This window comes from Neorhizobium galegae (assembly GCF_021391675.1).
GTDB lineage: Bacteria > Pseudomonadota > Alphaproteobacteria > Rhizobiales > Rhizobiaceae > Neorhizobium > Neorhizobium galegae_B.
In genome coordinates this window covers 241,489-264,174 of record NZ_CP090095.1, presented here as the reverse complement: position 1 = coordinate 264,174, position 22,686 = coordinate 241,489, and the positions used below count along the sequence as shown (strand labels likewise).

At 62.8% G+C, this 22,686-nt stretch carries 20 protein-coding genes and 1 tRNA gene; 8 read left to right on the top strand and 13 right to left on the bottom strand.

What is annotated here, in order from left to right:
* The 4 genes from rpsA to LZK81_RS01205 all read right to left on the bottom strand — a co-directional run bounded on the left by rpsA (window position 1) and on the right by LZK81_RS01205 (window position 3,765).
* Window positions 1–1,707: a 30S ribosomal protein S1 gene (rpsA, locus tag LZK81_RS01220; protein WP_046602871.1), complete on the bottom strand. Its 1,707-nt coding sequence runs from the start codon at window positions 1,705–1,707 to the stop codon at window positions 1–3.
* Between the two features lie 144 nt (window positions 1,708–1,851).
* On the bottom strand, window positions 1,852–2,502 hold the full coding sequence (gene cmk / locus LZK81_RS01215; protein ID WP_233956416.1) for a (d)CMP kinase: 651 nt from the start codon (window positions 2,500–2,502) through the stop codon (window positions 1,852–1,854).
* Window positions 2,492–3,127, bottom strand: a complete 636-nt coding sequence (locus LZK81_RS01210; RefSeq protein ID WP_233954946.1) for a hypothetical protein — start codon at window positions 3,125–3,127, stop codon at window positions 2,492–2,494. The genes cmk and LZK81_RS01210 overlap by 11 nt, the downstream gene beginning before the upstream one ends.
* Window positions 3,124–3,765, bottom strand: a complete 642-nt coding sequence (locus tag LZK81_RS01205) for an FMN-binding negative transcriptional regulator (RefSeq protein ID WP_046602868.1) — start codon at window positions 3,763–3,765, stop codon at window positions 3,124–3,126. Before LZK81_RS01205 ends, LZK81_RS01210 begins: the two co-directional genes overlap by 4 nt.
* Window positions 3,766–4,013: 248 nt before the next feature.
* Here LZK81_RS01205 and LZK81_RS01200 point away from each other — a divergent pair, with 248 nt between their 5' ends.
* Both LZK81_RS01200 and LZK81_RS01195 read left to right on the top strand, forming a co-directional pair.
* Window positions 4,014–4,403, top strand: a complete 390-nt coding sequence (locus LZK81_RS01200) for a TIGR02300 family protein (RefSeq protein ID WP_037080075.1) — start codon at window positions 4,014–4,016, stop codon at window positions 4,401–4,403.
* A 169-nt stretch (window positions 4,404–4,572) separates the two neighbouring features.
* Window positions 4,573–4,648, top strand: a tRNA-Ala gene (locus LZK81_RS01195).
* 71 nt (window positions 4,649–4,719) lie between these two features.
* On the opposite strand, the gene LZK81_RS01190 is transcribed toward LZK81_RS01195, so the two are convergent.
* The 3 genes from LZK81_RS01190 to LZK81_RS01180 form a co-directional block, all read right to left on the bottom strand.
* A complete protein-coding gene (locus LZK81_RS01190) occupies window positions 4,720–5,541 on the bottom strand; it encodes a DMT family transporter (protein ID WP_233956414.1) in 822 nt (273 codons plus the stop codon).
* 77 nt (window positions 5,542–5,618) lie between these two features.
* Window positions 5,619–8,021, bottom strand: a complete 2,403-nt coding sequence (locus LZK81_RS01185; protein ID WP_233954944.1) for a PIG-L family deacetylase — start codon at window positions 8,019–8,021, stop codon at window positions 5,619–5,621.
* A gap of 18 nt (window positions 8,022–8,039) precedes the next feature.
* Complete coding sequence (locus LZK81_RS01180) at window positions 8,040–9,266, bottom strand: ROK family protein (RefSeq protein WP_233954942.1); 1,227 nt, start codon at window positions 9,264–9,266, stop codon at window positions 8,040–8,042.
* 249 nt (window positions 9,267–9,515) lie between these two features.
* On the opposite strand from LZK81_RS01180, the gene LZK81_RS01175 reads away from it, so the two are divergent.
* From LZK81_RS01175 to LZK81_RS01150, 6 genes are read left to right on the top strand one after another with little or no spacing between them, the layout of a single operon-like run.
* Window positions 9,516–10,781 carry an extracellular solute-binding protein gene (locus tag LZK81_RS01175; protein ID WP_233954941.1) on the top strand — a complete coding sequence of 422 codons (1,266 nt, stop codon included), beginning with the start codon at window positions 9,516–9,518 and terminating at the stop codon, window positions 10,779–10,781.
* Window positions 10,782–10,796: 15 nt separating this feature from the next.
* Complete coding sequence (locus tag LZK81_RS01170; RefSeq protein WP_233954940.1) at window positions 10,797–11,750, top strand: carbohydrate ABC transporter permease; 954 nt, start codon at window positions 10,797–10,799, stop codon at window positions 11,748–11,750.
* The gene (locus tag LZK81_RS01165; protein WP_046637871.1) at window positions 11,747–12,589 is read left to right on the top strand and encodes a carbohydrate ABC transporter permease; all 843 of its coding nucleotides are present in this window, start codon (window positions 11,747–11,749) and stop codon (window positions 12,587–12,589) included. The genes LZK81_RS01170 and LZK81_RS01165 overlap by 4 nt, the downstream gene beginning before the upstream one ends.
* Window positions 12,590–12,604: 15 nt before the next feature.
* Window positions 12,605–14,119 (top strand): argininosuccinate lyase, encoded by a 1,515-nt coding sequence (argH, locus tag LZK81_RS01160; protein ID WP_233954939.1) that lies wholly within the window; start codon window positions 12,605–12,607, stop codon window positions 14,117–14,119.
* Window positions 14,119–15,159: an ABC transporter ATP-binding protein gene (locus tag LZK81_RS01155; protein ID WP_233954938.1), complete on the top strand. Its 1,041-nt coding sequence runs from the start codon at window positions 14,119–14,121 to the stop codon at window positions 15,157–15,159. Before argH ends, LZK81_RS01155 begins: the two co-directional genes overlap by 1 nt.
* Window positions 15,156–16,055 (top strand): carbohydrate kinase family protein, encoded by a 900-nt coding sequence (locus LZK81_RS01150; protein WP_233954937.1) that lies wholly within the window; start codon window positions 15,156–15,158, stop codon window positions 16,053–16,055. Before LZK81_RS01155 ends, LZK81_RS01150 begins: the two co-directional genes overlap by 4 nt.
* A gap of 61 nt (window positions 16,056–16,116) precedes the next feature.
* Here the strand turns inward: LZK81_RS01150 and LZK81_RS01145 are convergent, their stop codons facing one another.
* From LZK81_RS01145 to LZK81_RS01120, 6 genes are all read right to left on the bottom strand, one after another.
* A complete protein-coding gene (locus tag LZK81_RS01145; protein ID WP_046602858.1) occupies window positions 16,117–17,118 on the bottom strand; it encodes an ABC transporter ATP-binding protein in 1,002 nt (333 codons plus the stop codon).
* A 26-nt stretch (window positions 17,119–17,144) separates the two neighbouring features.
* Complete coding sequence (locus LZK81_RS01140) at window positions 17,145–18,206, bottom strand: Gfo/Idh/MocA family protein (protein ID WP_233954936.1); 1,062 nt, start codon at window positions 18,204–18,206, stop codon at window positions 17,145–17,147.
* A 190-nt stretch (window positions 18,207–18,396) separates the two neighbouring features.
* A complete protein-coding gene (locus LZK81_RS01135) occupies window positions 18,397–19,236 on the bottom strand; it encodes a carbohydrate ABC transporter permease (RefSeq protein ID WP_046625399.1) in 840 nt (279 codons plus the stop codon).
* 15 nt (window positions 19,237–19,251) lie between these two features.
* Window positions 19,252–20,202 carry a carbohydrate ABC transporter permease gene (locus tag LZK81_RS01130; RefSeq protein ID WP_046611524.1) on the bottom strand — a complete coding sequence of 317 codons (951 nt, stop codon included), beginning with the start codon at window positions 20,200–20,202 and terminating at the stop codon, window positions 19,252–19,254.
* 210 nt (window positions 20,203–20,412) lie between these two features.
* The gene (locus tag LZK81_RS01125) at window positions 20,413–21,681 is read right to left on the bottom strand and encodes an ABC transporter substrate-binding protein (protein ID WP_046602854.1); all 1,269 of its coding nucleotides are present in this window, start codon (window positions 21,679–21,681) and stop codon (window positions 20,413–20,415) included.
* A gap of 26 nt (window positions 21,682–21,707) precedes the next feature.
* Window positions 21,708–22,622 (bottom strand): N-acetylmuramic acid 6-phosphate etherase, encoded by a 915-nt coding sequence (locus LZK81_RS01120; protein ID WP_233954935.1) that lies wholly within the window; start codon window positions 22,620–22,622, stop codon window positions 21,708–21,710.
* Window positions 22,623–22,686: the final 64 nt, after the last annotated feature.

Here is a 22,686-nt window from a genome sequence, read left to right as displayed (position 1 = left end):
TTACTCGTTGCTGCCGCGGTTCTTCAGAGCCGCACCAAGGATGTCGCCGAGCGAAGCGCCGCTATCGGACGAACCGAACTGAGCAACTGCTTCCTTCTCTTCTGCGATCTCGAGAGCCTTGATCGACAGCATGACCTTGCGGTCCTTCTTGGAGAAGTTGACGACGCGGGCATCGAAGACCTGGCCGACCGAGAAACGCTCCGGACGCTGATCGTCACGATCGCGTGCCAGGTCGTTGCGGCGGATGAACGAGGTGATGTCTTCGTGGTTGACGAGACGAACCTCTACACCACCGTCGTTGACGGCGATGACTTCGCACGAGACGACGGCATTCTTGCGCAGTTCGCCGGAAGCGGCGGCTTCACCGACCGAGTCCTTGCCGAGCTGCTTGATGCCGAGCGAGATGCGCTCCTTGTCGACGTCCACATCGAGAACGACAGCCTTGACGACGTCGCCCTTGTTGAACTCCTCGATGACCTGCTCGCCCGGACGGTTCCAGTCGAGGTCGGAGAGGTGGACCATGCCGTCAACATCGCCTTCGAGGCCGATGAACAGGCCGAATTCGGTTTTGTTCTTGACTTCGCCTTCGACTTCAGTGCCGGCCGGATGCGAGTAGGCAAATGCCTGCCACGGATTTTCGAGCGTCTGCTTCAGGCCAAGCGAGATACGGCGCTTGGACGGATCGACTTCGAGAACGACCACGTCAACATCCTGCGTCGTGGACAGGATCTTGCCGGGATGAACGTTCTTCTTGGTCCAGGACATTTCGGAAATGTGGATGAGGCCTTCGATGCCCGGCTCCAGCTCGACGAACGCACCGTAGTCGGTGATGTTCGTGACGGTACCGGAAATCTTCTTGCCGACCGGGTACTTGGCGGCAATGCCATCCCACGGATCCGACTCGAGCTGCTTCATGCCGAGCGAGATGCGGTGGGTTTCCTGGTTGATGCGGATGATCTGTACCTTGACCTGCTGGCCGATGGACAGGATTTCCGACGGATGGTTCACACGGCGCCATGCCATGTCGGTGACGTGCAGGAGGCCGTCGATGCCGCCGAGGTCAACGAACGCACCGTAATCGGTGATGTTCTTGACGACGCCGTCAACAACCTGGCCTTCTTCGAGGTTCTGAACGATTTCAGAACGCTGCTCGGCGCGGGACTCTTCGAGAACCGTACGGCGCGAAACCACGATATTGCCGCGACGCTTGTCCATCTTGAGGATTTCGAAGGGCTGCGGGTTGTGCATGAGCGGGGTGACGTCGCGGATCGGACGGATGTCGACCTGGCTACGCGGCAGGAAGGCGACGGCGCCGTCGAGATCGACGGTGAAGCCACCCTTGACCTGGTTGAAGATGACGCCTTCAACGCGCTCGCCAGCTTCGAACTTGAGTTCGAGCTTGACCCAGCTTTCTTCGCGGCGAGCCTTTTCGCGCGACAGAACTGCTTCGCCAAGCGCGTTTTCGATGCGCTCGACATAAACTTCGACTTCGTCGCCGACCTTCAGCGAACCGTCCTTGCCCTTGGCGCCGAATTCCTTGAGCGCGATGCGGCCTTCGACCTTGAGGCCGACGTCAACGACGGCCATGTCCTTTTCGATCGCGGTGACGCGACCCTTGGTGACGTAGCCTTCAGCCAGATCGTTGGTAGCGAAGGATTCTTCGAGGAGGGCTGCGAAGTCCTCCCGCGTGGGGTTAGATACTGCCATGAAATCTCCTGAGGTACCCTATACGGGCCCATACAGCGCCGGTGGTTCGTGTTGCACATGCCCAATGTTCAGGTCCGCCTCCCTCATCGGAATTATCCGGGGGAGGCAATCCGGCGCGGGGACCGAACCTCGGGCTATTCTATTCTAATGCGATTGTCTCTTCAGGGCGGCGTCGATGATGGTCTTCGCTGCCCGAAACGCGGCCTCTATACTCATTTCCGAGGTATCAAGCAAGTGCGCATCGTCGGCGGGCTTCAGAGGGCTGTCGGACCGGCCCATGTCGCGTTCGTCGCGTTTCTTCACGTCGGCAAAGATCGCACCGTAATCCGCCTCGCCGCCCTTGCCGACGATCTCGTCGTAACGGCGCCTTGCCCTCACATCCGCCGACGCGGTGACATAGAGCTTCACTGGAGCATCGGGACAGACGACCGTGCCGATATCGCGGCCGTCGAGCACCGTTCCCGGCCGCCTCAGGGAAAAGGCGCGCTGCGCCTCGACCAGAGCCCGGCGGACGGACGGCATGACCGCGATCTTCGAGGCCGCCTCGCCGATCGCATGGGCGGACAATATATTGCGATCGAGGCCGGCGAGTTCGACCTCACGCGCCATCTTCCCGGCGACCTCTTCATCATCGAGCGGCAAGCCTGCATCGAGCAGCGCCTTGGCGGTGGCGCGATAGGTCAGCCCCGTATCCAGATGATGAAAGCCGTAGGCGTCGGCGATCAGCCGCGACAGCGTGCCCTTGCCGGCGGCTGCGGGACCGTCGATGGCGATGGTGAAAGTGCTAGTCATCAGTGATCCGCTGTGTCCCTTTGCAAAATCGGCGCCATAGCTCGGCGGTGGCGCGATAAGTCAGATAGATCAATGGCATCAGCACAATCAAGCCACTTAGAGGTCCTGAAACATACCGGCCGCGTAATTGGCTGGGGTCCGGCCCCAGCGAGGACAGCCGGACAATATCCCAGGTCATCCAGATATCGAAAACCGGCGCGACGATTGCCAGGAGCGCCAGAAGTCCTGACGAAAAGCGGCGGCAGACGATCTCCGTGACACGCGCCATCGACCCGAGTTCAATGTCGATGGACGCTTTCTCAGCAGCCTCGACAATCCTCTCTTTTAAACGATGGGCGTTACCAGCCAGTACGACATTGACGGCCATGAGACAAAAAATGATCACCAGACCGCCTGCAGCGCTATTGCCGGCGTGCCACCATCGGCCGTTGCCAAACACCACTAGGATGAATGTCGCAAACATGCTGCAAAAAGCAATCATGCGGGCGCGGGAAATAGAGGCGTGGTCCGACTTCGAAATCAGCACGGCCGGCGTGCCCGCGGCTGGTTTGAAAATGATCCCGCCTTCGCCATCCTCCTGCCAATCCCTGCCGCGCCCGGCGCCCTCCGTCCGAACGCCGCCGGTCATGCTTCCCGCATCGCCCCATACTGGCGGACGAGATCCGCCATATCGCCTTGGCCCGGCATTTCATCGAGGCCCGCCGCGACACCTTCCCGGTCCCCGACCGGACGGTTCTGGCTGACCTTCCACTTGCCTTCGATCTCGGCGATCTCGATTTCGATGCCGACGATGCCCTTCAATTGCGCGCGGATGAAATCGTCGGGTGCATCTGTGACGGCCCAGGGCATGGCGCGCTGCCCTTCGTGCTGGCTGGTGATGGCGCTGATCTGCGACAACAGCCAATCCGCGTCCTCGACGATGCGGGCCGGGCCTCTTGCCTGGACGATCGCATAGTTCCAGGTCGGCACGACCTTTCCGGTCTCGCGCTTGGTCTGGTACCAGGAGGGTGTGACATAGGAATCCGCGCCCTGGAAGACGGCGAGAACCGATGATCCGTCGCGAATGTCCTTCCACTGGCCGTTGGCGCGGGCCAGATGCAGGCGCAGCGTTCCTTTTGCCGAGGCTTCGGCATCCAACTGAAACGGCACAGGATTGGCAAGCAGGCCGGAATTGCCGGATGTGACCAGCAGACCTAGCGGATGGGCATGGATCAGCTCGTGCTGGGTTCCGAGATCCTCTTCGCGAAAATGCGGCGGCTGGTACATGCTTTCAACCTCTTTCGGCATCCACCCAAAGCAACAGTGGTTCTACCCGCTGCGGTGGAAATTTTCCCGTCGTGACTAACATAAAGCCTGCGATCGGTCATCGTTTTCCGCCTTATGCGGCTCATGAAAAGTTTGTCTTTGACATCAAAGAGCGCAGGCCTTATGGGGACCGGCTTAGATTTTCACCCTATAAAGCCGCGATCCAAGCGGCGCGCCGAACTATTCGGCCATCCCATGAGGCTCTGACTGTGGCAAAAGCGGAACTCGGAACCAAGCGAACCGACCCCGATACCGGCAAGAAATTCTACGACCTGAACCGCGATCCGGTCGTTTCCCCCTATTCCGGCAAATCCTGGCCGCTGTCCTTCTTTGAGGAGCACAGCGCCGCCAAGAAGATGGAACAGGCCGAGGAGGAGGACGTCCAGGAAGTCGATACCGAAAATCCGGAAGTCGAACTCGTATCGCTCGAAGAGGGCGACGAGGCCGCCAGCGGCGACGATATCCCGGATATCGGCGATGACGACGATGTCGATATCGGCGATGACGACGACGATACCTTCCTGGAAGCCGACGAAGATGAAGACGACGACGACATGTCCGGCATCATCGGCGTGACCGGCGACGACGACGAAGTCTGATCCGATTTTCAAGTTAACGCCCGGCAATTCAATAAAAATTGCCGGGCGGACAAAATACGGCTTGCACTCTCCGTAAACCGGAAGTAATAAGCCGCCACTCCAACGGGGCAGCGCTCAACAAGCGTCCCGCGGGAGTTCCCAGGACCGGAAAATACCGGACCACCCTGATGGGGCTATAGCTCAGCTGGGAGAGCGCTTGCATGGCATGCAAGAGGTCAGCGGTTCGATCCCGCTTAGCTCCACCAATTTTTCTCTGAACATGTAGAATTTGAACGCCCGGGCCGGAACGCCTGCTCGCGTTCGCGCTATCTCCCCATCAAAGTCGGGCGCGGCCGCGACGCCGGTCGAGCCAGGCGGCCCCCTGGAGTGCGGCGAGGATGATGAGCACGCCGATCACCACCCTCACCTCGGGCACCTCGTCGAAGAAGATGTAGCCGGTGACAGTCACGAAAACGATCGAGAGGTAACCGACGGGGGCGAGCACGCTGGCATCGGCGATCCGATAGGCGCGCAGGAAACAATATTGTCCGAGCTGGGCGAGGAAGCCGATACCGAGCAGCGGGATCCAGTCGAAGGGCATGACCGGCTGCCAGGTAAGGACCGCGGGCACGGCGGTGATGACCGCGAGGCCGACCGTGTAGAAGACCATCATCACGGTGGTGTTCTCGTCCTTCAGCGCCCGGGTCTGGATGATCGCCAGCGAACCGAAGACGACCGAGACCAGCACCACCAGAACCTCGATATCGAAACTCGACGTACCGGGCGCCATGACGATCAGCACACCGATGAAGGCGAAGCCGGCGCCGAGCCAGCGGATGCGGCTCACCGTTTCGCCGAGCATGGCGACCGCCATGGCCATGGTGATCAGCGGCCGGGAGAAGCCGACCGCATTGACCATGGCGAGCGGCAGCATGGTGATGGCGAGAAAATTGCTTGTGAGAGCAATCGCGTTGCAGGAGATGCGGAAGATGTTGCGCCACGGGTGTTTGACGCGGCGCATCTCGGCGCGGTGCCGCCAGATCAGCGGCAGGATGAACAACAGCCCGATCATCGCCCGAATGAAGACGAGCTGGAAGGCCGGATAGGTCGCCCCTTGCGCCTTCACCAGCGCCGTCATGCCGCCGGAGACCAGCGTCATGTCGAGAAGCAGCCAGCCGATGCCGGTGCGGGCGTTCGAGGCCCGCTCGGCTTCCGGCTCTGGCGTTGCCTCCGTGCTCACGCCGGCTGCACGAGGTTCGCCATTAGCCGGAAGGCGCCGGGAACGAGCTTGTCGAGCTGGTGGTGCAGCACGAGGCTGGTATGAGTGTGGCGGCCCCTTCCGACGGCGGCGGAGATCAGCGCGCCCTTGAGCGGCTGTTCGTTGGCGTCGTGCATGGCCAGCAGCGGCTCGTAGACGTCATCCCAGCGGGAGACGAAATAGAGGCCGCGCTCCTTGTCCCATCCCTGCCAGTCTTCCGTGCCGATAACGTTCGGCCCCTTGAGGAGGACATGGTCGGGCGCAAGCACGGTGACCTCGGCGCTCGGATCGGTAACCCGCCAGCGCAGCGAAGGCGAGCCGATCTCGACGCGGCGGACAGGGGTTTCGTTCGGGTCCCAGCCATCGGTCGGACGGTGATACAGGGTCACGAGGTGGCCGCCCTCTTCGACGAAGCGGTGCAGGCGCTCGGTGGCGGCGGCAAGATCCTTGCGGATGCCGAAGGCGAAGATGCCGACGACGATCGTGGTGAAGCGCGACAGATCGCCAGAGAGTGCCTGTGCGTCGAGTTCGGTGACGTCGAGGCCCATGCGGGCAAGCCACAGGCCGACGCGATCGGCACCGCCGCCGACATAGCCGATCCGCGCGCCCTCGGGCAGCTTGAGGTCAACCGACAGGATTTTCAGCGTCGCGGGGGCGCGAAAACTGGTGCGGCCGATATGCCGGTAGGCGATCGGCGTGACCTGGAAGGCCGGGTGACCGTCGATCTGGGGTTCGAGCTCGACGAGGCCGGGCTTGGCCGCATCGGTCGGAGAAGCGATCCAGCCGCCATCGGTCTTTTTCATCACCCAGCCGGCAGGCGTCTTGAAGGAGACCGGCGCGTTGACGCCGGAGACATTGGCCTTGATCGGCCATTCCGTCTGTTTCGTGCCGAGGGGCACGAGCAGCGCATCCGGCAGCAGGGTCAGCGACTGGGCGGGCGTTACCGCAAACGGCTCTTCGAGATCGAAAGTGCCGGAGACCGTACGGCCCCCGATTTCTGCCGAGACTTTTACATGCGCGTGGCCGTTGCCGCCGAGCGCCGACCAGGCGGGCAGATAGAGGCCCGAGAGCGGCGCATCCAATGCTGCCGTCAGCGCGAATACGCGGTCGTTTGCGAGCGACTGGACGGAGGACGAGACGCCGGCCGGGAGAACCGGGGCGACATCGACCTTGTGGTTCGAAGCGCCTTCGCCGAGTTCGACGGTGAGCGTCGCAGCGCCGCCGGGGGAGATGACGGAGGGATCGGCATAGGCGCGTTCGAAGATCGCCGCGGCATCGAGAATGGCGGCATCGACTTCCGTCTGCTTGCGGGCGATGCGGTGGCCCTGCAGGGTCGCAAACTCTTCCGGTGCGGCGGAGGTTACGATGTCCAGCCAGCCGGCGGCCTCGGTCAGCGCCCTGATGATCGCATCGCGGTCCGGGAAGGCCGTGCAGGCCACGGCAATGGCGGCGTCCGCGCGGCGAAGGGCCTCCGCCACATTGGCGGGCAGGCCAGCGAAACCGGCAAGGATGGTCAGCGATGCCGGCAGGTCCTCGAGCACCGACTGCTCGGATTTCGAGCGCGTGGCGGAGAGCTTCAGGTGCAGCTGCCAGTCCTTTTCCGGGCGTTTCGGCCAGTGCCCCATGCCCTGGGAGGCATGGTAATAGCGCGACCATTCGCCGATCCGGTCATAGTCCGCGCCGGTGGCCGGATCGCGGCCCTTGGCCAGAACCGTGACCGTCGTATCCGGCGGCGGCACTTCGTCGTCATAGGTATCGCCGCCGCCGGACCAGGCCGGCAGGTAATATTTGGCGACCTTCCAGGGCTTCAGGCCTTCGGTGAAATGTTCCGGATAGGCATTGGGGTCGGCCGCGAGCGTAATCGCCGTCTCGGCGGCCCGCGTCATGGCGCGGTGATGGCCGTGCTGGCCGGGCACGTCGAGGAAGGTCGGGATGACGATGTCCGGGCGTTCCATGCGGTAGGCGCGCACTAGCCGCTCGATGGTGCGGGCCTCGCCCCAGCGGGTGAAGGTGGCGTCGCCATCCTTGGAGAAGCCGAAATCGTGGACCGGGTCGGTGGGGCCGTGGCCGAGCCAGGAGACGTCGCTGTCGATCGCCCGGGCTGCCTCTTCCAGCTCGCGGGAACGGATGACGCCGAGCGGGCCGAGACGTTCGGGACCGAGCGCATTCTGGCCGCCCTCGCCGCGCGTCGAGCAGGCGATGATGACGCGCATGCCGAGGCCAAGGCGGAACCAGGCGAGCATGCCGTTCTGCTCGTCGTCGGGATGGGCGCCGGTGTTCATCATCGTGACCGTCGACTTCAGCCGCGTCAGCTTGCGATGGAGCCGGACGAGCGAGGGATCGGCCATCTGCCGTTCGATGCGTTCGCGGGCGGTCAGCATGAAAGGTTCTCCAATCGGTCAGGCAGGAATGTCGGCAGGCGCGGCAAGCGAGGTCTCCAGCTTGGGCGTCACCATGTCGAAAAGCGGAAGGGCGGCAGCGCCGAGTGCGGCGGTCAATTGCCCCGTCTGGCCGCGCAGCACGCGTGGCAGATCACGTTGCCTGCGGCTGGCGACAGAGGTCGGCAGGTTGCCCATGCGGGCGACGATGTCCTCGATAATGGCATCCGGCAACGCGCCGCCGAGGATGACGGTCTGCGGATCGAGGATGTTTTCGAGCATGGCGACCATCGGGCCGAGATAGGTCGCCGCCTCGTCGATCCATTCCTCGACGACCGGATGGCGGTCGGCGTGCAGCTTTTCGAGATCGGAAAACTCGGTCTCGGAAATACCGACGCAGCTCAGTTTTTCCCGCAGCACATAGGCGGAAACATAGCCTTCCAGGCAGCCGAGCTGGCCGCAGGAGGGACAAGGCCTGCCCTTAGGCACAACGGTGACATGGCCGATTTCACCGGCATTGCCGAAGGCGCCGCGATAGGGGGCGCCATCCTGGATGATGCCGAGGCCGATACCGACGCCGAAATAGATCATGCAGAAATTGGAGATCGCCAGACCCGCGCCGAACAGCCGCTCGCCGACGGCCGCCGCCGTCGCGTCGTTTTCGACGATCACCGCATGGCCGCAGGCTTCGCTGAGCGCCTGGGCGGCATCGAGGCCAGCCCAGCCCGGCAGCGTCGTCGGGCCGACCGAGGTCATGCCGTCGATCTCGAACGGACCCGGCATGACGACGCCGGTGCCGAGAAGCTTTGTGCCGAGCAGTTCGGTGACGGCGGCAAGCTCGGCTGCGAAAGCGGGCAGGATATGCCCCGGAGTGGTATCCTTGAGCGGCGTGATGCGCTTTGCCCGGAGCCCGCCGGAGAGATCGAGCGCCACCGTCACCATGTGATCGGCGGCGATTTCGACGCCGATGGTGGCGCCGCCTTCCGGGTTGACAGCAAACTGGATCGGCGGCTGGCCGCGGCCGGATTTCAGCCGGCCCATCTCCATCAGCAGGCCCTCGCCGGCGAGTTCGTCGACGATATTGGCGACCGCCTGGGGGGTCAGCTGGGTGAGCTTGGCAATATGGGCGCGGCCAAGCGAACCGTGGCGGCGCACCACATCCAGCACGACGCGGCGATTGTGCTCGCGGCTCCGTTCGGGGTTCTTGCCGATAGCCACCGGGTGTGTGCCGATCGTGTGTATGGTCATCTCGCCCACCTTAGGTTGGCAGAATTCATAACGCCGGAAAACGGCATCCCGCAATAGAATAATTCAAGTAAATTATCTTATTGACAAACGACCTCACTCAGGAAAGCGTAAGGGGAGGGCTGAGGCAAAGCGCCGCAGCGCTTGGAAGGGAGGTTCGTCTCCCGAAAACCAATAAACGCGTCGGGCAGCAGGTCGCGTCCGAATGCAGGGAACAATCAGACCCCAAGACCGGTGCACCCGGCGGGGCAAATGGAGGCTCACATGCGCAAGGCAACTTTGTTCGCCGGTCTCGTCGCCGGTTTCAGCACATTCGCATTCAATGCCGCCCAGGCGGTGGAAATCGAATACTGGCAGTATGTCTTCGACACGCGTGTGAAGGCGATGGACCAGCTGATCACCGAGTTCCAGAAGGCCAATCCGGGCATCACGGTCAAGCAGGTCACCTTCCCCTATGCCGACTACCAGACGCGCGTGATCGCCGCCAACATGGCCGGCAATGGTCCCGACGTCATGCAGCTCTTCTACGGCTGGCTCGACAAGTTCGTGGCCGGCGGCCTTCTCGCCCCGCTGCCGAAGGACGCATTCCCGCATGCCAAGATCGAAAGCGACTTCTTCCCGATCGTCAAGGCGATGAAGCGTGGCGACGACTATTACGGCCTGCCGACCGCCGTGCGCTCGCTCGCCCTGTTCTACAACAAGAAGCTCTTCACCGAGGCCGGCCTCGACCCGAACAACCCGCCGAAGACGCTCGACGAATACGTGGCCGCAGCCCAGAAGATCGCCAAGCGCGACGCTTCCGGCAACCTCATCGTCGAAGGTTCGACGCTCGACATGGGCGGCCAGGACCACCAGTGGTGGCGTGAAGTGCTGATCCGCCAGTTCGGCGGCGTTCCCTACACCGACAACGACCAGAAGGTCGCCTATAACAGCGAAGCCGGCGTCAAGGCCCTGAAGTTTTACACCAGCCTGCAGCTCGAAAAGAAGATCGGCGCGGCCGGCTTCATGGACGAAGGCCAGGCGGCCTTCCGCGGCGGCAAGGCCGGCATGACCATCGACGGCACCTTCCGGCTCGGCGCCTTCAAGAGCATCAAGGACTTCGAATGGGGCGTGACCGAACTGCCGGCCAATGCTCAAGGCGTGCGCTCCAACTATGCCAGCTATTTCGCCAACGGCATCAGCGCCAAGGCGAAGGGCGAGGAGCTCGAAGCCTCGAAGAAGTTCCTGGCCTACATCACCTCGCCGGCCGCCATGGACATCTGGCTGAAGACCGTCGGCGAGCTGCCAGCGCTTCGCGCGGCCGCCCTGACGGAAGCGAACCTGAAGGACCCGATCTACGCGCCGTTCCTGAAGGGTCTGGAATACGCTCACACCACGCTCTTCATGGATGAGCAGGGCCAGCGCCAGAACGCCATCGACATGGCAAACCGCGTGCTGCTGCAGGGTCAGTCCGTCGAGGATTCGATCAAGCAGGCCGCCGCGGCCGAGCAGGAAATCATCGACTCGGCCAAGCCGTAAGATACGGAGCCGGTCATGGCAGCGATTGAGCAGCAGGGGGCGGCGTCCGGCCGCCCCGGCGGATCCTCAGGGACATCCTTTGCGGACCGCTTTTCGATGCGGACACGGCGCCTCGTCTGGGTCTGGAGTTTCCTTGCCCTGCCGATCCTCTTCTACGCGATTATCCGCTTCTATCCGACGTTCCAGGCCTTCTACCTGTCGTTCACCAACTGGGACCTGCTGCGGCCGGCGAAATTCATCGGGTTCGCCAACTATATCAAGCTCTTCAAGGACCCGCAGTTCTGGAAGGTGTTCAAGAACACGTTCACCTACCTGATCATCGGCACGCCGATCAGCCTCGTCGCCGCCTTCACGATCGCCTTCTTCCTCGATCGCGTCCGCTTCATGCACAATTTCATCCGGGCTCTGTATTTCCTGCCCTTCCTGACCACGGCTGCGGCGATGGCCTGGGTCTGGCGCTGGTTCTACCAGCCGCCGCCGATCGGCGTCATCAACGACGTGTTCGGCATGCTTGGCATTCCGCAGCAGCCGTTCATCCGCTCGACCGACCAGGCGCTGTTTTCGATCATGGCGACGGCGATCTGGGCCGGCCTCGGCTTCCAGATCATCATCTTCATGGCGGGTCTGCGCGCCATTCCGGGTACGTTCTACGAGGCGGCCCGCATCGACGGGCTCGGCGAATGGGCGATTCTCCGCAAGATCACCCTGCCGCTCCTGAAGCCGACTACCGTCTTCCTCGTGGTGTTCTCGTCGATCGGCTTCCTGCGCATCTTCGACCAGGTCTACAACATGACCACCAACGATCCCGGCGGACCGCTCGGATCGACCAAGCCGCTGGTTCTGATGATCTACCAGACCGCCTTCAACTCCTATGCGATGGGTTACGCGGCGGCGCAGACGGTGGTGCTGTTCACCATCCTGCTGATCGTTTCGCTGCTGCAGCTCTGGATCCTGAGGGAAAAGAAATGAGCGAAGCCACTCGCCTCAGCCACGGCAAAGTCCGCCCCGGCCTGATCGTCACCTGGACCGTGCTGTTCATCGGCGGCCTGATCATGGTCTCGCCGCTCGCCTTCATGTTCTCGACGTCGCTGAAGACGGCCGACCAGATCTACGACCTGCGCCTGATACCCGCCGCGCCGACGCTTGCGAATTACATCGCGGTGCTTGCCGACGGGCGGTTCATGCGCTGGTTCTTCAATTCGACGCTGATCGCCGTTCTCGTCACCGTGTCGAACTGCTTCTTCGACAGTCTGGTCGGTTATACGCTCGCCAAGTTCGAGTTCCGCGGCCGCTATTTCATCTTCCTGGCGATCCTCTCGACGCTGATGATCCCGACCGAGATGCTGGTCATCCCGTGGTACCTGATGTCGAGCCAGCTCGGCTGGCTGGACAGCTACTGGGGCATCATGTTCCCCGGCATGATGACGGCCTTCGGTACCTTCCTGATGAAGCAGTTCTTCGAAACCGTGCCGAACGACTTCATCGAGGCGGCGCGCGTCGACGGGCTCAACGAATTCCAGATCTGGTGGAAAGTGGCGCTGCCCTTGGTGACGCCGGCGCTTTCGGCGCTCGCGATCTTCACCTTCCTCGGCAACTGGACGGCGTTCTTCTGGCCGCTGATCGTCACCACCAGCAAGGAACTCTATACGCTGCCGGTCGGGCTTTCGAGCTTTGCGGTCGAGCAGTCCATCCAGTGGGAAATGATCATGACGGGGGCGGCGATCGCCACCCTTCCCACCCTTCTCGTCTTCCTCGTCCTGCAGCGCTACATCGTCCGCGGTGTGATGCTGGCGGGCCTCAAGGGATAATGCAAGGATAAACCCATGGCGGACATCAACCCGCGCCTTTCCGATACCAGCAAGTTCCCCGATCCGGTCTACAAGGAAACCGTGCTGCGGCCACTCTTCGACGGTGCCAAAAGCCATCATGTCGACGGTTTCCGCCGGATCGACCGCGCCCATCTCGTGATGCTGGTCGAGACCGGCATCCTCGACAAGGAGCTCGCGGGCAAGATCGCCGGCGCATTGGAGGCGATCGACACGGAAATCGATCCATCGACGCTCGTTTATACCGGCGAAGTCGAGGATTTCTTCTTCCTGATCGAGAAGGAGCTGAAGGCCCGCATCGGCGTCGATATCGCCGGACGACTGCACACCGCCCGCTCACGTAACGACATTGATCACACGCTGTTCAAGCTCGGCCTGAAGGGCAAGATCGATGCGCTGATGGGCAAGGCCCGCAAGCTGCTGGCCGCGATGGTCGATGCTGCCGAGCGCGAGAAGGCGACGCTGATCGTTGCCTATACGCATGGCCAGCCCGCCCAGCCGACCACGTTCGGGCACTATCTCTCGGCCGCGATCGAGGTGCTGATCCGCGATGTCGAGCGGTTCGCCGAAGCCCGGAAAATCGTCGACCTGTCGCCGATGGGCGCTGCCGCAATCACGACGTCCGGCTTCCCGATCGACCGCGCCCGCGTTGCCGAACTGCTCGGCTTCTCCGCGCCCCTCAGGAATTCCTATTCCTGCATCGCAGCCGTGGACTACACGACCTCGACCTATTCGGCGATCGGGCTGATGTTCCTGCATCTCGGCCGCCTCATCCAGGACTTCCAGTTCTGGACGAGCTTCGAAGTGGGCCAGATCTACGTGCCGAACGCGCTGGTACAGATCTCGTCGATCATGCCGCAGAAGCGCAATCCCGTCCCGATCGAACACCTGCGCCATCTTGCCAGCCAGACGATGGGCCGCGCCCGGACCGTTCTCGACGTGATGCACAACACGCCCTTCACCGACATGAACGACAGCGAAGGCGAGACTCAAGGGATGGGCTACGAGGCCTTTGCCTCCGCCGGCCGCGTGCTCGACCTGCTCGCCGCGCTGATCGCCCAGATCAGCATCGATCCGGAGCGCGTCGACCAGAACATCCGCCGGTCCTGCATCACCATTACCGAGCTTGCCGATTCGCTGGTTCGCATGGAAGGCCTGTCGTTCCGCGAAGCGCATGAGATTGCTGCAGCAACAGCAAAGAGCGTCGTCGCAGCCAAGGGCGACCTGCCGAATGACGGTTACGAACCCTTCCTCAAGGCCTTCGAACATTCGGCGGGCCGCAAGCCTTCGGTCGATCTCCAGAAATTCAAGGAGATCGTCTCGCCCGAGCATTTCGTCGCCGTGCGCGCCCGTTTCGGCGGTCCCGCGCCTGAGCCGATGAAGGCCGCGATATCAGCCTACCGCGACAAGCTGGCCGCCTTCGAGGCGGAAGCGCGCAAGGCTGCGGAGCATGAGGCGAAGGCAGCCGCTGAGTTGAACCAGAAATTCACCGCCCTGACGGGAGCCCGCTGATGGCGACGATCGAACTTGAAAAACTGGTGAAGCGCTACGGCAAAGTCGAGGCCGTCAAGGGCATCGACCTCTCGATCGCCGATGGCGAATTCGTCGTCTTCGTCGGCCCGTCGGGCTGTGGCAAATCGACGACGCTCCGGATGATCGCCGGGCTGGAGGAGATTTCCGGCGGCACGCTGAAGATCGGCTCTGAAGTGGTCAACGAGCGCGAGCCGAAGCAGCGCAACATCGCCATGGTGTTCCAGAACTATGCGATCTATCCGCATATGACCGTGCGCCAGAACATCGGTTTCGGGCTTTACACGGCAAAGCTCAGCAAGGCCGAGAAGGACAAGCGGATCGAGGCGGCCGGCAAGATACTCGGCCTCGAAGCCCTGCTCGACCGCCGGCCCGCCGCCCTTTCCGGCGGCCAGCGCCAGCGTGTCGCGATCGGCCGCGCCATGGTGCGCGACCCTTCCGCCTTCCTGTTCGACGAGCCGCTTTCCAACCTCGACGCCCAGCTTCGCGCGCAGATGCGCATCGAGATCAAGCGGCTGCACCAAAAGCTGAAGACCACCACCGTCTATGTCACCCATGACCAGATCGAGGCCATGACCATGGCCGACCGGATCGTGGTGATGAAGGACGGCGTGATCCTGCAGGTCGGCACGCCCTCGGAACTCTACGATGCCCCGGTCGACGTGTTCACCGCCCGCTTCATCGGCAGCCCGTCGATGAACCTCGTGCGCGGCCGCCGGACGGGGTCGGGCGTGGAAATGGCACCCGTCGGCGATATCCTGATCGGCGTGCGCCCGCACGACCTGATCGCCCACGCGACGGTCACCGGCAGCGGCGGTTTCACCGTGACGGGAACGGTCTCGGCCGTCGAACCCTTGGGGCCGGAAACGCTGGTGCACCTGGATGTTGCCGACACTCCGATCATCGCGACCGTGCGCGAAAAATTCGTGCCGACGGTCGGAAGCACGCTCACCTGCGAAGCCGCACCGGGCGACCTCTACCTCTTCGATGCCAGCACAGAGAGATTTCTGGGCCGTTCATGATGACGCATGCAGAGACCAGATCCGCGGTGCTCAGCATCGGGCGGATCTATTGCGACCTGATTTTTACGGGCCTCGACCACCTGCCGGTGCTGGGGCGTGAGATCTATGCCAGCGGCATGGAGATCGCGGCCGGCGGCGGCGCCTTCATCGCGGCCGCCCATCTTGCCCATGCAGGCCGCAAGGTGGCGCTTGCCGCCCGGCTCGGCACGGATTCGCTGTCTTCAGGCGTCGAAGAGCAGATCCGGGACAGCGGTGTCGACCTGCGCTTCATCGAACATGCGGAAGATGCCGGGCCGCAGGTGACGGTCGCGGCCGTGGTCGGCCAGGACCGCGCCTTTCTCACCCGCCGCGCCGGGCCTGCGCTTCCCGCGACGCTCGAAGCGGCTCTCGACTGGGACGAAGTCCGCCACCTGCACATCGCCGAATATGCGACGCTGCACGAGATCCCGGACCTCGTTTCCCGCGCCAGGGAAAAGGGCCTGACCGTCTCGCTCGATCCGAGTTGGGATGCGACGCTGATCTATGACCGCGGCCTGCTGCGGGCTTGCGAGGGCGTTGACCTGTTCCTGCCCAATCTCGAAGAGGCCGAAGCGATCACCGGGTCGGCCGATCCCGAAGTCGCGCTCGCCAAGCTGTCGCTCGCCTTTCCGCTCGTCCTCCTGAAGGGTGGTGCCGAAGGCGCCTGGCTGATGTCGAACGGGCGGATGCTGCATGCGCCGGCGGAAACCGTGCCGGTGATCGATACGACCGGCGCCGGCGATGCCTGCAATGCCGGCTTCATCGATGCCTGGCTGAACGAGGCGTCGGAAGAAGCCTGCCTCAGGGCAGGTATCCGCTTCGGCAGCCGCGCTGTCCAGGCGGCCGGCGGCGCCAAGCTGCTTGCCAGCAACGATTAAAGCAATTCCAGGAAAAGTGCGTAGCGGTTTTCCGTCCGGAATTGCGAATGAATGAAGCCCTTCAGACGATCGCCCGGTCGTTGGCGTCGAAGCGGTGCAGGCTCGCCCTGTCCGGCGTCGCGAACACCACGTCGTCGGGCGCATAGGCATGTTCGCCGAACAGGCGGACGGTCAGAAGGCCGGTCGCCTCCGTTTCCAGATAAACGATCGTGTCGGCGCCGAGATGTTCGACATGGATGACCTTGCCCTTCCAGTCGCCGCTTTCGCGCGACAGGGCGACATGTTCCGGGCGAACGCCGATCGTCTTGGCGCCCGATTGGCTGAGCTTCTCCGCCGGGATGAAGTTCATCTGCGGCGAGCCGATGAAGCCGGCGACGAAGACGTTGGCCGGCTTGTTATAGAGCTCCATCGGCGAGCCGATCTGCTCGATCGCGCCGGCATTCAGCACGACGATCTTGTCGGCGAGCGTCATCGCCTCGACCTGGTCGTGGGTGACGTAGATCATCGTCGCCTTCAGGCGCCGATGCAGGCCGGCGATCTCCAGGCGGGTCTGGACGCGCAGCGCCGCATCGAGGTTCGACAGCGGCTCGTCGAACAGGAACAGTTTCGGTTCGCGGACGATGGCGCGGCCGATCGCAACGCGCTGGCGCTGGCCGCCAGAAAGCTCGGCCGGGCGGCGGGCGAGATAGGGATCGAGCGACAGCATGCCGGACGCCTTGGCGACACGGGTGTCGATTTCGGCCTTTTCGGTGCCGGCCTGCTTCAGGCCGAGGCCCATATTATCCTTGACCGTCAGGTGCGGATAAAGCGCGTAGGACTGAAAGACCATGGCGATGCCGCGCTTGGCGGGCGGTGTGGTCGCCATTTCCTGGCCGTCGATGCGGATCGAACCGGACGTGGCATCCTCGAGGCCGGCGATCACCCGCAGCAGCGTGGACTTGCCGCAGCCGGAGGGGCCGACGAAGATCACGAACTCGCCGTCCTGGACCTCCAGGTCGATGCCCTTCAGCACCTCGTTGCTGCCGAAGGCCTTGCGGATGGATTTCAGTTGAAGCGAACCCAAGGGCGTTTTCCTTAAAAACTAGGCTTTTACAGGCGGACGGGCGCGCCGGTGCGCACGCTCTCATCCGCCGCGAGGCAGATGCGCAGCGACTGGACGGCGTCGTCCATGTGCCGCGTGAGATCGATATTTTCGCGGATGGCTTTCAGCACATAGGCCTGTTCGAGATCGCAGAGTTTCTGATGATCCGGCTCGCCGGTCATGGCGAGATCCTCGTCGCGCCGCACGAACTGGCCGTCGGCGCCGGTTTCGGCCGAATGGACGCGGATGACCGAGGTCTTGGTGTGCGTATCGATATCGTCGGACTTCGCCTTGGTGTCGACGAGGATCGAGACCGAACCCTTGGGCGACATGACGTCCTTCACGAAAAAGGCCATTTCCGACATCATCGGGCCCCAGCCGGCCTCGTACCAGCCGACCGAACCGTCCTCGAACAGGACCTGCATATGGCCGTAATTGTACATGTCCGGCGCGACCTCGTCGGTCATGCGCAGGCCCATGCCGCGCACTTCGACGGCTTTCGCATCGGTGATCTGGCACCAGACGTCGACATAATGCACCCCGCAATCGACGATCGGCGAGGTGGTCTGCATCAGCGCCTTGTGGACGTCCCATTTGGCGCCCGAGGACTGCTGGTTGAGGTTCATGCGGAAAACGTAGGGTGGTCCGAGTTTTCGCGCTTCGGCGATCAGCCGCATCCAGGAGGGGTGATGGCGGAGGATATAGCCGACGATGAGCTTCCTCTCGTGCTTCTTCGCAGCCGCGACGACGCGTTCGGCATCGGCAACCGTAGTCGCCAGCGGCTTTTCGACGAAGACGTCGCAGCCGGCCTCGAAGGCCATGACTGCATAGTCGGCGTGGGTATCGGAATAGGTGTTGATCGAGCAGAGATCCGGCCTGGTCTCGTTCAGCGCCTGCTCGAAATCGGAAAACATCGGATAGGCCTCTAGCCCGGCCGGCAGGTCGCGCTGCGAGCGGTTGACGAGGCCGACGATCTCGAAACCCGGGTTGTTGTGATAGGCGACCGCGTGGCTCTTGCCCATGTTGCCGAGGCCGGCGACGAGGACGCGGATGGGGCGGGTGGAGGTCATTTATTTGTCTCCTTGTTTGAGACGGTGTGCTGGGTGGCCCCCTCATCCGCCTGCCGGCACCTTCTCCCCGCTGGGGAGAAGAGGATATGCCGCGGCGTCGCTATTCCCTCCTCTCCCCTTGGGGAGAGGGTGGCCGAGCGGAGCGGAGGCCGGGTGAGGGGGTGCGCCCTCTCCTCAAATGCAAGAACCATCACTTCACCGCCCCCGACGTAATCCCCCGGATCAGTTGCCGCGAGAAGATGACGTAGAGAACCATGACCGGCAGGATCGCCAGCGACAGGGCCGAGAGCACCGCGTTCCAGTTGGTGACGAACTGGCCGATGAACATCTGGGCGCCCAGGGTCACCGTCTTGGTGGCCTCGCCGGGCGCGAGGATCAGCGGGAACCAGAGGTCGTTCCAGATCGGGATCATGGTGAAGACCGCGACCGTCGCCATGGCGGGGCGCACCAGCGGCAGGACGAGGCGGAAGAAGATTGCGTATTCCGAGAGCCCATCAATGCGGCCGGCGCTCTTCAGGTCGTCGGAGACGGTGCGCATGAATTCCGACAGGATGAAGATCGCCAGCGGCAACCCTTGAGCCGTATAGACCAGGATCAGCGAGGTCAGCGTGTTGACGAGGCCGGCGGCGACCATGCCCTGCAGGATCGCCACGGTGCCTAATCGAATCGGGATCATGATGCCGAGCGCGAGGTAGAGCCCCATCAGCGTGTTGCCGCGAAACCGGTATTCGGACAGCGCGAAGGCCGCCATGGCGCCGAACAGCAGGACGAGCGCGATCGAGACGACGGTGACGATCAGGCTGTTCTGGAAATAACCGACGAAATTGCCCTGGCTCAGCACCGTCTCGTAACCGATCAGGCTGAAGGTCGAGGGGGTCGGCAGGGCCATCGGCTCGCGGAAGATCGCGTTGCGGTTCTTGAACGAGTTGACCAGCGTCAGGAAGACCGGAAACAGCGCCACCAACGTATAGGCGATCAACGCCAGGTGGATGAAGGCGGCACGGACGGGGGCGGAGCGGGCTTTCGACATGTCTTGCGCTCCCTTTTAGAACTGGTAACGGCGCATGCGCCGCTGGATGACGAAAAGATAGAGTGCCACGCCAGCGAGGATGATCAGGAACATCACCGCGGCAATCGTCGCGCCCATGGAGCGGTCGCCCATCTGGTTCTGGAAGCCGAAGAAGGTCCGGTAGAGCAGCGTGCCAAGAATGTCGGTCGAGCCGTTCGGGCCGGCAAGCGCGCCCTGAACCGTGTAGACCAGGTCGAAGGCGTTGAAATTGCCGACGAAGGTCAGGACCGAGACGATGCCGATCGAGGGCAGGATGAGCGGCAGCTTGATCTTCCAGAACTGGCTCCAGCCGGTAATGCCGTCGCATTCGGCGGCTTCCAGCACTTCGTCCGGGATGTTGAGCAGCGCCGCATAGATCAGCATCATCGGAATGCCGACATATTGCCAGACGGAGATCAGCGAGACGGCGATCAGCGCGGTTTCGGCCTTGCCGAGCCAGGGTGCAAAGGCCCATTTCAAACCGACCAGATCCATCAGGCTCGGCGCGATGCCCCAGATCGGCGACAGGATCAGCTTCCAGATGAAGCCGACGATGACGAAGGACAGCAGCGTCGGCACGAAGATCGCCGAGCGGTAGAAGGCCGCGAACCGCAGGCCGGGCAGCGACAGCATGGCGGCAATCGCGATGCCGACCGGGTTCTGCACCAGCATATGGATGATGAAGAAGATGACGTTGTTGCGCAGCGCGTTCCAGAAATCGGCGGAAAGGCGCGGATCCCCGAACAGGGTCTGGAAATTGCGGAAGCCCACGAAGGCGAGCTGGCCTTCGACCATGTTGAAGAGCGACAGACGCAGCGTCTCGATCAGCGGCAGGATCATCACCGCGGTATAGACGAGGAAGGCCGGCGCCAGGAAAACGGCGATATGCCAGCGGGTGGGGCGTTTCACCGGCACCGTTTCGATATCGGCAATTTCGGTATCGCTCATGGTTTTGGGTTCCGGTGGTTTGTATTTTCAGAATGACTTCATAGCGGTGCCCCTCATCCGCCTGCCGGCACCTTCTCCCCGTCTCGACGGGGGAAGGGATATGCCGCACCGTTTCCGTGCTTCAAAGGCATCGTGGGGCAAGTCCCCTCTCCCCGCAAGCGGGGAGAGGGTTAGGGTGAGGGGCAGTCTTTGATCGCCAGAGGCGGAGGCTTACTTCGCCGGCTTGTACCAGCTGTCGAGGCCCTTCTGGGTCTCGGCGCCGGCCTGTTCCGGGGTTTCCGTGCCGTTGATGACATTGGCCGAGACGCGCCACATTTCGAGGTCGAGGTTCGGCTGGCCGCGGCCGACGATGGCAGCGCTCGGGCGGATCGTCGGCTTGCAGGTCTGGCGCCAGGAGACGAATTCCTGCGCCAGGTCGTCCTTCATCTTCACCGGCGTCGAGTTCAGGCTGAAGAAGCCCGGCAGGGCGTTGGCGTAGATCTCAGCAAATTCCGGCGAGGCGACCCAGGCGAGGAATTTTTTCGCGGCTTCCGGGTTCTTACCCTTGGCGTTGAGGCCGACGCCGATATCGTTATGGTCGGAAATGTAGCAGGTATCGCCGGCCTTCTTGACCGGCGGCGGGAAGGCGCCCATTTCGAAATCTGCGGCCGCCTTGAAGTTGGAGATTTCCCAGGAACCGGCCGGATAGATGGCCGCACGGCCGAGCGTGAAGAGGTTCTGGCTGTCCGGATAGGTCTGGGCTTCGAAACCGTCGCCGAGATAGGGCTTCCACTTCGCGAGCGCCTTGTAGGGCTCGACCCAGTCGGCATCGGTCAGCTTCTCCTTGCCTGATATCAGCGACTTCCGGCCGTCCTCGCCCTTCCAGTAGTTCGGACCGATGTTGTAGTAGCCCATGGTAGCGGCTTCCCACTGGTCCTTGGTGCCCATGGCGAGCGGGATGTACTTGCCACCCTTCTTGAACTTGTCGAGTATGGCGAAGAATTCATCCTCGGTCTTCGGTACCTGCACGCCGGCCTCCTGGAAGGCCTTCTTGTTGTAGATGAAGCCGTGGATGACGGACGCGATCGGCACGCAGAAAGTCGTCTTGCCGTCATCCGTGGTCCAGGCAGACTTGGCGGTGTCCGAGAAGTTGGAAATGCCCGGCAGGTCGCTCAGCGAGGCGAGCTGGCCCTTCTGGAACATGGCGAGCGACAGGTCGAACGGACGGCAGGTGATGAGGTCGCCCGCGGTACCAGCTTCGAGCTTGGCGTTGACGGCGGAATTGTATTCCGTCGGGGCCATCGGCGCGAAGGTTACCTTGATGCCCGGGTTCTTGGCTTCGAAGGCGGGAATGATCTTCTGCTGCCAGATCGGCAGGTCGTCATTGCGCCAGCTCTCGATGGTGAGCGTGGCGGTCTGTGCGGAAGCTCCGGTGGCAACAAAGCCCGCCGGTGCGAGTACGGTCGTGGCAAAAAGAATGCTTTTCAATATGCGTGTCATGATGTTCTCCCTTTTATATGCGCCTTTCAGGCGCGCTTCATGGAACTCTTGGACGCCTGCAATTCGGCAAGTGCCGTGCGCAGCACATCGTCCGAACGGGCAAGCAAAGTCTTCGCGGCTTCCACATCGGCCGCGCCGGCTGCGAGCAGGACCGCGACCTTGACAGAACCTTCCGAGGCCTCGACCCAGTCACGGGCCACGTCGAAACCGATGCCGGCGATATCGGCCACCATACGGGCAGCGCGGGCACGCAGCTTGCCGTTATCGGCGCGCAGATTGACCATATGGCCGTCATGCACGTGGCCGAGTTTGACGGCAGTCAGCGTCGACAGCATGTTGAAGGCGATCTTCTGGGCGGTCGCGGCACCCATGCGGGTAGAACCGGCGACGACTTCCGGCGGCGTTTCGAGCAGGATCGCCACATCGGCACCTTCGAACAGCTTTGTACCGGCATTGTTGGCCATCGCCACGAGTTTCGCGCCCCGGCGTTTCGCGGTTTCGGCTATGGCGACCGTGTAGGGGGTCGAACCGCTCGCGGACACGCAGATGACGCAATCCGCCGCCTCGATGATAGCGGCGTCCCGCTCGCCGAGAGACGCATCGTCTTCGGGACCGCCGGGCAGGTCAGCTACGTCGGGAAGACCGCCGGCAAACAGGATGGCGATCCGCTCGGGCGGGATGCCGTAGGTGCCGGGGAGCTCCATCGCATCTGCCATCGCTACGAGGCCCGCACTGCCGGCGCCGGCATAGATCACCTTGCCGCCGGATTTCAAAGCTGCAGCGACAAGATCGGCGGCCTTGGCGATTGCTGGAATGGCTTGATCGACAACCTTGGCAGCCACCTGCTGGCCGGATGCGAGAAGCGCAAGGATTTCGGCGGGCGAGAGCATATCGAGCCCTTCCGCTTTCCCATGTCTCGCTTCGGTGGCAGTTGTGCTCATCCGGTTTCTCCCTCTAGTCCAAAATGATGCCAAAAAAATACCAATTGTCCAGAAGGAAAATTAA